Origin of the sequence: Paracoccus sp. (in: a-proteobacteria) (assembly GCF_030536915.1) — a bacterium.
Taxonomy (GTDB): domain Bacteria; phylum Pseudomonadota; class Alphaproteobacteria; order Rhodobacterales; family Rhodobacteraceae; genus Paracoccus.
Window position 1 is genome coordinate 40,409 of the sequence record NZ_JAUNPC010000008.1, and the last position, 9,878, is coordinate 50,286.

Below are 9,878 nucleotides of genomic sequence, written 5' to 3' on the forward strand. Positions count from 1 at the left end.
CCCCCTTTTTTTCATGGCGGTCAGGCCGCCTGCGCGGCGGGGTCCACCAGCGCGACCAGGTCCATCATGATCCGGTTCAGCTCGAAATCCTTGGGGGTGTAGACGCGGGTCACGCCCATCTCGGCCAGCCGCCTGGCGTCGTCGTCGGGGATGATGCCGCCGACGATCACCGGGACGTGGCTTAGGCCCGCCGCCCGCATCCGGTCCATCACGTCGCGGACCAGCGGCAGATGGCTGCCCGACAGGATCGAGAGGCCGACGACATGGGCGTCCTGCTCGCGCGCCGCGGCCACGATCTGTTCCGGCGTCAGGCGGATGCCGTCATAGGTAATGTCGATGCCGCAATCGCGGGCGCGGAAGGCGATCTGCTCGGCCCCGTTGGAATGGCCGTCGAGGCCGGGCTTGCCCACCACGAACTTCATCCGGCGTCCGAGGCGGGTGCTGACGGCGTCCACCGCCTCGCGGATCGGCTCCAGCCCCTCGGTGCGGTTCGAGGGGTTCGGGGAGACGCCTGTCGGGCCGCGGTATTCGCCATGGACCTGCCGCATGACGCCCGCCCATTCGCCGGTCGTGGCCCCTGCCTTGGCGGCGGCGATCGAGGCGGGCATGATGTTGCGCCCCTCCTGCGCGTCAGCGCGCAGGCGCGTGAGCGCCGCCTCGACGGCCGCGTTGTCGCGGGTCTGGCGCCACTGGTTCAGGCGGGCGATCTGGTCCTGTTCCACCGCCGGATCGACGACCATGATGCCGCCGTCGCCTGCGGTCAGCGGCGACGGCTCGCCCTGCTGCCAGCGGTTCACGCCGACGACGACCGTCTCGCCGTCCTCGACCCGGTTCAGCCGGGCGGCGTTCGATTCGACCAGCCGCGACTTCATGTAGTCGATGGCGGCGATTGCGCCGCCCATCTCGTCCAGCAGCTTCAGTTCCGCCCGCGCGCCGTCCTTGAGTTCCTCGACCTTGGCCGCGACGGCCGGGTTGCCGTCAAAGAGGTCGCCGTATTCCAGCAGGTCGGTTTCATAGGCCATGATCTGCTGCATCCGCAGTGACCACTGCTGGTCCCAGGGGCGCGGCAGTCCCAGCGCCTCGTTCCACGCCGGAAGCTGGACCGCGCGGGCGCGGGCGTTCTTGGACAGCGTCACCGCCAACATCTCGATCAGGATGCGGTAGACGTTGTTTTCCGGCTGCTGTTCCGTCAGGCCCAGCGAGTTCACCTGCACGCCATAGCGGAAGCGGCGGTATTTCTCGTCCTCGATGCCGTAGCGGTCGCGGCAGATCTCGTCCCACAACTCGGTGAAGGCACGCATCTTGCAGAGTTCGGTGACGAAGCGGATGCCTGCGTTCACGAAGAAGCTGATGCGCCCGACCATGGCCGGGAAGTCCTCGGGCGCGACCTTGCCTTTCAGATCGTCCAGCACCGCAATGCCCGTCGCCAGTGCATAGGCGAGTTCCTGTTCCGGCGTCGCCCCCGCTTCCTGCAGGTGATAGGAACAGACGTTCATCGGGTTCCACTTGGGCAGGTGCCGCGCCGTGTAGGCCGCAACGTCCGTGATCATCCGCAGGCTGGGCTTCGGCGGGCAGATATAGGTGCCGCGCGACAGGTATTCCTTGATGATGTCGTTCTGGACGGTCCCCTGAAGCCTGGACACGTCCGCCCCCTGCTCCTCGGCGACCGCGACATAAAGCGACAGCAGCCAGGGCGCGGTGGCGTTGATCGTCATCGAGGTGTTCATCTGTTCCAGCGGGATGGCGTCGAACAGCGCCCGCATGTCGCCCAGGTGGCCGACGGGGACGCCGACCTTGCCGACCTCTCCCCGCGCCAGGACGTGGTCGCTGTCATAGCCCGTCTGGGTGGGCAGGTCGAAGGCCACGCTGAGGCCGGTCTGCCCCTTGGACAGGTTGGTGCGGTAAAGCTCGTTCGACTTGGCGGCGGTGGAATGGCCGGCATAGGTGCGGAACAGCCAAGGTTTGTCCTTCTGGGCCATGCGGCGCCCCTTTCGCAAGAATCTGTCGCTTGGGCCGAGTTAAGGGACAGGATGCTGCGCCGTCAACTCGCCGCAGTGCGGCACAACGGCAACGCGGCGCTTGTAACATTGTTTCGTGCCTTCGACATATTGTTGCGTCCGGTTTTGCGCACATATTGCAATGTTGCGCGGTGCCGCATAGCACTCGACTCATGAGCCACGGCTTCTGCGCTGCGGCATGAACGCAAGGAGATCATCATGGCCCTCGACGCCCCATCCTCGATCGCCCCCTATGACGCGCCGATCAAGGACCTGTATGAAATCGGGGAAATGCCGCCCCTCGGCCATGTGCCCAAGCAGATGTATGCCTGGGCGATCCGGCGCGAGCGCCAGGGCGAACCCGACCAGGCCATGCAGGTCGAGGTCGTGGACACCTGGGAGATCGACAGCAACGAGGTGCTGGTCCTGGTGATGGCGGCGGGCGTCAACTACAACGGCATCTGGGCGGGCCTGGGCATTCCGATCAGCATGTTCGACGTCCACAAGCAGCCCTATCACATCGCGGGATCGGACGCCTCGGGGATCGTCTGGGCCGTGGGCGACAAGGTCCGCAACTGGAAGGTCGGCGACGAGGTCGTGATCCACTGCAACCAGGACGACGGCAACGACGAGGAATGCAACGGCGGCGACCCGATGTTCTCGCCGACCCAGCGCATCTGGGGCTACGAGACGCCGGACGGCAGCTTCGCCCAGTTCACCCGCGTTCAGGCGCAGCAGTTGATGCCGCGCCCCAAGCACCTGACCTGGGAAGAGGCCGCCTGCTACACGCTGACTCTGGCCACCGCTTATCGGATGCTGTTCGGGCACGAGCCGCATGAGTTGAAGCCGGGCATGAACGTGCTGGTCTGGGGGGCCTCGGGGGGCCTCGGGTCCTACGCGATCCAGTTGATCAACGCGGCGGGGGCGAATGCCATCGGCGTGATCTCGGACGAGGACAAGCGCGAGTTCGTCATGGGCCTGGGGGCCAAGGGCGTCCTGAACCGCAAGGACTTCAACTGCTGGGGCGCGCTGCCGAAGGTCGGGTCCGAGGAATACAAGGACTGGTTCAACGAGGTCCGCAAGTTCGGCAAGGCCATCTGGGACATCACCGGCAAGGGCCAGAACGTCGACATCGTCTTTGAACACCCCGGCGAATCGACCTTCCCGGTGTCGGTCTTCGTCTGCAAGAAGGGCGGCATGGTGGTGATCTGCGCGGGCACCACCGGCTTCAACTGCACCTTTGACGTGCGCTACATGTGGATGCACCAGAAGCGCCTGCAGGGATCGCATTTCGCCCATCTCAAGCAGGCGGCGGCGGCCAACCGGCTGATGCTGGAACGCCGGCTCGACCCCTGCATGTCCGAGGTCTTCCCCTGGGCCGAGATCCCGCAGGCGCATGTGAAGATGCTGCGCAACGAACACAAGCCGGGGAACATGGCCGTGCTGGTGCAGGCCCCGCGCACGGGCCTGCGGACCTTCGAGGACGCGCTGGAAGCCGGCCCGCGCGGCTGAGTTTTTGACAAGGGAAGGGCAGGCGCTGATGCGCCGGCCTTTTTCGTTTCCGGCCCGCTTACTGGCCGGGCTGGTAGCTTTGCGGCGGCTGGGCGGTGTCGGTCAGTTGCGACACGTCGATCCCGGCCTCGGTCAGCGCGGCCTCGGCCTGGCTGCGGGTCTCGGCGTCGATCTGCGGCGCGCGGGCCAGAATCCAGCCGATCGGGCCTTCGGGCGACTGGACAGCGGCCCACTGGTATTGCCCGTCCTCGATGTCGCCGGCGCCGGCCACGACATAGTTGACGCCCTGGCTTTCCTGGCCGACAGCGAACTCGACGTTCAGGGTGTTGAAGTTGTTGTTCACCACCTCGGCCTCGCCGGTGATGCCCTGCGTCTCGCCGCCCTCGGCATCGCAGCGGTTCGTCACCTTGACCGTCGCCTCGTCGATCAGTTCATAGGTCGCGGTCACGCCGCCCGCGCACATTTCCTGAAAGGGCGCGGGGGTGCGGGCGATCTCGTACCAGGTGCCGATATAGGCCTGCGGGTCGATCTCGGTCGCGGCGGTGGTGCCGGCGTCCTGCGCGAGGGCGGGGGCGGTCATCAGCAGCGATGCGGCAAGGCCGAGGGTGAATCTCATCTGGGGTCTCCTGTGTGGTGTGGCGGGACAACGCGGGCGGTCCCGCATCGTTCGGTCACGCGGTCTCACGATCAGTAGTTGCCGGGCGGGTCGCTGGCAGGGAAGGATTCGTCCAACTGCTCGTCCACGCGGTCCCAGCCGCGGCGCGGGCGGTCGCGCATCGATTCCGGTCCCGCATCGCGGACGAATCCGGGGGCGCAGAGTTCGTCGGTGCCTTCCGCCACCTTGGGGTGGATGGCCGCCATGCCATGGGGGACGCGCCTGGACGACGAACCGCGCGGCCGGGTGTCGCGCAGGAACGAGAAGGCCAGCGCGGCGATCCCCGCCACCGCCAGCAGCGGCAGCAGCGGGTCGGAACGGTGATGATGCCGGTATCTCATGGAATGTCCTTTCCTGTTGGTGGCGGCACGCGGGGCCGTCTTCAGCCGCTCAACGCCCTGACCCGGCGCTGGGTCCGTCGCGGCGAAAATTGCCGCCGGGCGTGGCGGCGCGCCGCCGGTCCGGCTAGGATGCGGCATGGAACTTTCCCCGACCTCGCCCGCCCTGCCCGCCTTCTCGCCTGACCAAGCGGAGGCATGGGACGCGCTGTCCGGGGCACTGGCCGGCGCGGGCATCGACCTTCTGTCCGAGGAAATCGCACCCGCCCAAGGCAGCAAGGGCCGGGTCATGGCCGTGCTGGGCAAGGCGGGATCGGGCAAGACGCTGCTGCTGGCGGAACTGACCCGCGCGCTGGCGACGCTGGGCGTGCAGGTGGTCAGCGGGGATTACGAGGGCAGGCGCAAGAAGGACGCCCGCACGGTGGCGGTGCTGGCGCCGACGAACAAGGCGGCCTTCGTGCTGCGCACCCGCGGCGTGCCTGCGACGACGATCCACCGCATCCTTTATACTCCGGTCTATGACCCGGAATACGAACGCCTGGCCGAGTGGCTGACCGGCACCGGCGACCGCCCCCGGATCGAGGGACTGACCGACGAGGCGCTGGACCGGGCGCTGCTGTTCTTCCAGCAGCACGCGTCCATCCCCGGCGCGCTGGCGACGGCGGGGCTGCGGGGCTCGGATTTCATCCAGGGCTGGAAGCGGCGCGAGGACCCGCTGGACGTGGGGCTGATCGACGAGGCGTCCATGCTGGACGAGCGCCAGTTCGACGACCTGCGCGAGATCTTTCCGCTGCTGGTCCTGTTCGGCGATCCGGCGCAGTTGGCCCCCGTGGGGCAGTCGGGCGAGATGGTCTTCGACCGGCTGGCGGCCTCGCAGAAGCTGGAGCTGCACCGCATCCACCGGCAGGCGGATGACAGCCCGATCCTCGATCTGGCACACGCGCTGTCGGACCCTGCGGTGGACTTTGCTGGTTTCGAGCGGCTGGTGCGCGAGGCCGCCGCGAATGATCCGCGCGTCGTCTGGGCGGAACGGATGGATGCTGACCTGATGGCGCGCAGCCCGGCGCTGGTCTGGCGCAACGCGACGCGGGTGCGGCTGATCACCGCCTTCCGCGCCGCGCATGGGGCGCCGGGCGACCTGCTGCTGCCCGGCGAGCCGCTGGTCTGCGACGGGATCGAGCTGCCGCTGAAGCATCGCAAGAAGCGCATCGACCTTGAGGCGCGGGGGCTGATCAAGGGCGCGCAGGTGATCTACCTGGGGCCGGGAAAGAAGCCCGGCTTTTCCCGCCTGCATGTCATCGGCACGCCCGAGCCGCGGCTGTCGGCGGCCAGCATCGTCAAGATCGAGACGCCGGATGTGGAAGAACCCTTCATCCCCTTTGCCGCCCGCATGGGCGCGACCTTCCTGCACGGCGCGGCGGTGACGATCCACAAGGCGCAAGGGTCGCAATGGCCCGAGGTGCAGGTTTTCGGCCCAGACCTGTCGGCCGCCGCATGGTCGAACCGGACCGAGGCCGGGCTGCCCCTGTGGAAGCGGCTGGCCTATGTCGCCATCACCCGCGCGCAGGAGCGGCTGTTCTGGGTGACGCGGGCGGCGCTGGCGCGGCCCAAGGCGGGACTGTCGGTGGACGACTTGACGGTCGAGGCGGCGCCGTTGGAACTGTCAGCGCCCGAATCCGAAGCGGAGTGACAGGTGGCAGCGCCGGAGCCTCCGGCGGGGATATTTAGGGCCGAAAGACGCGGCTTATGGTCCCGCCTTACGGGCCTTGGTGCCGCGATCGGTCTGAAGCTGCTCGATGCGGTCCCGAAGGGCCTCGGTCAGCGCCTCGCGCGGCAGGCCGGTTTCCTGCGCCAGACGCAGCACGCCGAAATGGACGCGGGCGATTTCCTGATAATAGCCCGCGAAGGCGAAGTTGATCGAGGCGCCCGCCATCGCGCCGAAGACGGGCGTGGCCTGGGCGGCGAGCTTCTGGCCCAGCACCAAGGACAGGCGCGGCGCGATGCGGGCGATGATGCCCTGCACGGTCTGGCCGGTGATCGACAGTTTTGCCGCCAGCAGGCCGAGGTCGGTGCCGTCGTCCTCGGACATCGGCCCGGCGGCGGCGAAGACGCGCAGCGCCTCCATCCGCACCTCGTCGCTGTCGGGGTCGAGGCCATGCTCGGCGGCGATCTCGAGGATCGCGCGCAGCAGCATCGTCACTGTCAGCGGCAGTTCGACCACAGCGCCGGGCAGGCCCGCCATGCCGCCCGCCGCCCCCGACACGGTCGAGGCCAGCCGGTTGAACCAGTCGCCCCGGTCGCGGACATAGCGGCGCGACCGGGTGGCCGCGTCAAAGGCGCGGTTCAGCGCCGCCAGCGTGATCCGGTCCATCCGCTTGCGGACAAAGCCCGGCAGGCGGTCGATCAGCCCCTGCGCGCTGCCGCCCACCGAGGCGAGGATCTCCATGACCAAGCCGCCCGCCTCGACATAGCGGCGGGCCAGCTTGTCGATCTGGACATGGACCGAGGGGTCATCGATCGGCGGCAGAATGGCTTGGCGCGAGGTGATGCTGGGCGCGGGCATGGGGGTCGTCCTTCGTAACCTCAACCTCGGAACAGGAGGAGAGCAGATCGGGGTCGTCGATTTCCGCAAGCCCCGCCAGCACCTCGGGCCGGGTCTCGCGCGTCACCGCGCCCCGCACACCAACCCATGCGCCGGGGCGGAGTTCCAGACCCAGCACCCGGTCGGGGTTGGTGGGGGGCGGCATCTCCACGTGATCGAGCCGGGTAAAGCCAAAGCGGCCGTAATAGGGCGCGTCGCCCACCAGCATCACCCGTTCCCAGCCCATCGCGGCGGCGCGGGACAGGCTTTCGCGCATCAGGAAGGCGCCCAACCCTTCGCCCTGCGCGGTCGGGTGGACGGCGACCGGGCCGAGCAGCAGGACCGGGCGGCCCCCCACGCGGACAGGCCAGTAGCGGATGGCGGCGACCATCGTTTCATCCGCATCGCCTGCGCGCATGGTCAGGCAAAGCTCGGGGACCGGGGGCACGCCATCGCGCAGCCGGTAGGACGACAGCGCCGTGCGGCCCGGCGCGAAACACAGGTCCATCAGCGTCTCGACCTCGGGGGTGTCGGCGTCGGTTTCGGGGCACAGCGTGTACATCGGACCTCATCGCCGCCAGTCGGCGCGGCCTTAGCACCGACCCGCGGGGGGTGAAAGAAACAATGCCGTGCAAGCGGTTGCCCCGGACGGCGCGCGTGTTCATATGGCCTCGCCACAGCAGCAAAGGCCCGGCCCATGTTCTATCGACCCGAGGCGGGCCACGGCCTGCCGCACAATCCCTGGAACGCCATCATCGCACCGCGGCCCATCGGCTGGATTTCCACCCGCGGGCGGGCGGGCGACAACCTCGCGCCCTATTCCTTCTTCAACGCCACGGCTTATGTCCCGCCGCAGGTGATGTTCGCCTCGACCGGGGCCAAGGGGGACCGACCGGGGACAAAGGACAGCGTGGCGCAGATCGCCGAGGCCCATGTCTTCTGCGTCAACATCGCCGACGCGCCGTTGAAGGACGCGATGAACGCCAGCTCGGCGTCGCTGCCGGCGGGCGCCAACGAGTTCGAGGCGGCGGGCCTGACCGCCGTCCCCTGCGAGACCATCGACTGCCCGCGCGTGGCGGAAGCGGCGGCGAGCCTTGAATGCCGGGCCACGCGGATCATCCGGCTGGCGGGCGAGGCCAACCACATGGTCCTTGGCGTCGTCACCGGCATCCACCTGCGCGACGACTGCCTGGTGGACGGGCGCTTCGACCTGCGCCGCTCGGGCTGGCTTTCGCGGATGGGCTACCGCGATTATGCGGTCGTCACCGAGTTGTTCGAGATGGAGCGTCCGGCATGAACCGGCAGAAAAGCGTCAAAGACTACATCCGCACCATCGTGGATTTCCCGCATGAAGGCATCCTGTTCCGCGACGTGACCACGCTGTTCGCCGACGCCCGCGGCTTCCGCATCTGCGTGGACCAGCTTTTGTCCCCTTACGCTGGCATCCCCATCGACAAGGTCGTGGGGCTCGAAGCGCGCGGCTTCATCCTGGGCGGCGCGGTGGCGTACCAACTGACCACCGGCTTCGTGCCGATCCGGAAAAAGGGCAAGCTGCCCGGCGCCGTCATCAGCCAAGCCTATGCGCTGGAATACGGCGAGGCAGTGATGGAGATCCACGACGACGCCCTGCGCGCGGGCGAGCGGGTGCTGATCGTGGACGACCTGCTGGCCACCGGCGGCACCGCCAGCGCCGCCATCGAACTGTGCCGCCGCCTCGGCGCCGAGGTCGTGGGCGCGGCCTTCGTCATCGACCTGCCGGAACTGGGCGGACGGCAGGCGATCGAGGCCATGGGCGTCGAGGTTCACGCCCTTTGCGAGTTCGAGGGGGCGTAGCCCCGCGCCTCGGGCATCGGGAAGATGCGGTCGTAGGCCCAGTTATAGGCGTAGCCGTAGACGATGTAGAAGACCGCGATGGCAAGGTCGAAGAGGAAGGCCTGCCACAGCGAGACACCCAGCATCCAAGCCACGAAGGGCAGCAGCAGGACCAGCAGCCCGCCCTCGAACAGCAGGGCGTGCAGAGCGCGGATGGGGTGGGTCTTGAGGACGCTGCCCCGCAGCCGCAGCATCGCGCGGTCGAACATCAGGTTGTAGACATAGTTCCAGGCCGTCGCGATCAGCGAGGACACCACGCCGATGACGCCCAGCGCATGGACGTCGAAGCCGGTCAGGATCGTGCCGCCGCCGATCAGGAAGATTAGCCCGATCAGTTCGAACAGGATGGCGTGGCGGATACGGTCGGTGGTGGTGCGCATGGGTCACGGTTCCTTTGCGGGCCGTCCCGACTGCTGCCCATGAGGGGGAAGGTCATCCTTCGCCGCCCGATATAGGCCGGGCGGCACCGGGGATCAACTCAGCACCGCGCCGGGGTTCATGATGCCTTGGGGGTCCAATGCCGCCTTGATCGCCCGCATGGCCGACAGCTTCACCGGGTCGCCCCAGCGTTCGAGGTCCGCGACCTTGAGCCGCCCGACGCCGTGTTCGGCCGAGAACGATCCGCCGCGTTCCACGACCATCTGATAGATCGCCTCGGGCAGACGAAAGCGCAGGTCGGCGTAATCGGCGCGCGAGCGGCCGGGACCGGGGAAGACGTTGTAATGCAGGTTGCCGTCGCCCAGGTGGCCGAAGCAGTTGATCCGCATATCCCCCATCGCAGCAATCATCGCGCCGGCGTCCTGGATGAAGCGCGGAATTTCCGACAGGGGCAGGCTGATGTCGTGGGACGAGATCGCGCCGATGCGGCGGTTCGCCTCGGGCAGATGCTCGCGCAGGTTCCAGAACTCGGCGGCCTGCTGGCC

General features: G+C 68.1%; 10 protein-coding genes and 1 pseudogene. 4 read left to right on the forward strand and 7 right to left on the reverse strand.

The window, feature by feature from the left end; genetic code table 11:
• Positions 1-20: 20 nt before the first annotated feature.
• Positions 21-1,997 carry a protein meaA gene (locus Q4F04_RS02950; protein WP_303368339.1) on the reverse strand — a complete coding sequence of 659 codons (1,977 nt, stop codon included), beginning with the start codon at positions 1,995-1,997 and terminating at the stop codon, positions 21-23.
• 219 nt (positions 1,998-2,216) lie between these two features.
• On the opposite strand from Q4F04_RS02950, the gene ccrA reads away from it, so the two are divergent.
• On the forward strand, positions 2,217-3,509 hold the full coding sequence (ccrA, locus tag Q4F04_RS02955; protein ID WP_303368340.1) for a crotonyl-CoA carboxylase/reductase: 1,293 nt from the start codon (positions 2,217-2,219) through the stop codon (positions 3,507-3,509).
• 58 nt (positions 3,510-3,567) lie between these two features.
• Here the strand turns inward: ccrA and Q4F04_RS02960 are convergent, their stop codons facing one another.
• Both Q4F04_RS02960 and Q4F04_RS02965 read right to left on the reverse strand, forming a co-directional pair.
• On the reverse strand, positions 3,568-4,125 hold the full coding sequence (locus Q4F04_RS02960) for a lipocalin family protein (protein ID WP_303368341.1): 558 nt from the start codon (positions 4,123-4,125) through the stop codon (positions 3,568-3,570).
• Between the two features lie 71 nt (positions 4,126-4,196).
• A complete protein-coding gene (locus Q4F04_RS02965; protein ID WP_303368342.1) occupies positions 4,197-4,505 on the reverse strand; it encodes a hypothetical protein in 309 nt (102 codons plus the stop codon).
• A 136-nt stretch (positions 4,506-4,641) separates the two neighbouring features.
• Between Q4F04_RS02965 and Q4F04_RS02970 the strand changes: the two genes are divergently transcribed.
• On the forward strand, positions 4,642-6,192 hold the full coding sequence (locus Q4F04_RS02970) for an ATP-dependent RecD-like DNA helicase (protein WP_303368343.1): 1,551 nt from the start codon (positions 4,642-4,644) through the stop codon (positions 6,190-6,192).
• Between the two features lie 54 nt (positions 6,193-6,246).
• Here Q4F04_RS02970 and Q4F04_RS02975 read toward each other — a convergent pair whose 3' ends face one another.
• Positions 6,247-7,065: an EcsC family protein gene (locus Q4F04_RS02975; RefSeq protein WP_303368344.1), complete on the reverse strand. Its 819-nt coding sequence runs from the start codon at positions 7,063-7,065 to the stop codon at positions 6,247-6,249.
• Positions 7,066-7,162: 97 nt separating this feature from the next.
• Positions 7,163-7,645: pseudogene (locus tag Q4F04_RS02980) on the reverse strand (GNAT family N-acetyltransferase); the annotation flags it as partial.
• Positions 7,646-7,780: 135 nt separating this feature from the next.
• On the opposite strand from Q4F04_RS02980, the gene Q4F04_RS02985 reads away from it, so the two are divergent.
• Both Q4F04_RS02985 and Q4F04_RS02990 read left to right on the forward strand, forming a co-directional pair.
• Complete coding sequence (locus tag Q4F04_RS02985) at positions 7,781-8,380, forward strand: flavin reductase family protein (protein WP_303368345.1); 600 nt, start codon at positions 7,781-7,783, stop codon at positions 8,378-8,380.
• The gene (locus Q4F04_RS02990; protein ID WP_303368346.1) at positions 8,377-8,916 is read left to right on the forward strand and encodes an adenine phosphoribosyltransferase; all 540 of its coding nucleotides are present in this window, start codon (positions 8,377-8,379) and stop codon (positions 8,914-8,916) included. Before Q4F04_RS02985 ends, Q4F04_RS02990 begins: the two co-directional genes overlap by 4 nt.
• Here Q4F04_RS02990 and Q4F04_RS02995 read toward each other — a convergent pair.
• Together Q4F04_RS02995 and Q4F04_RS03000 are read right to left on the reverse strand one after the other, a co-directional pair.
• Positions 8,886-9,335, reverse strand: a complete 450-nt coding sequence (locus tag Q4F04_RS02995; RefSeq protein WP_303368347.1) for a PACE efflux transporter — start codon at positions 9,333-9,335, stop codon at positions 8,886-8,888. The genes Q4F04_RS02990 and Q4F04_RS02995 overlap by 31 nt on opposite strands.
• 93 nt (positions 9,336-9,428) lie before the next feature.
• Positions 9,429-9,878: FAD-binding oxidoreductase (locus Q4F04_RS03000; protein ID WP_303368348.1), on the reverse strand; the 450-nt coding region annotated here is incomplete at its 5' end.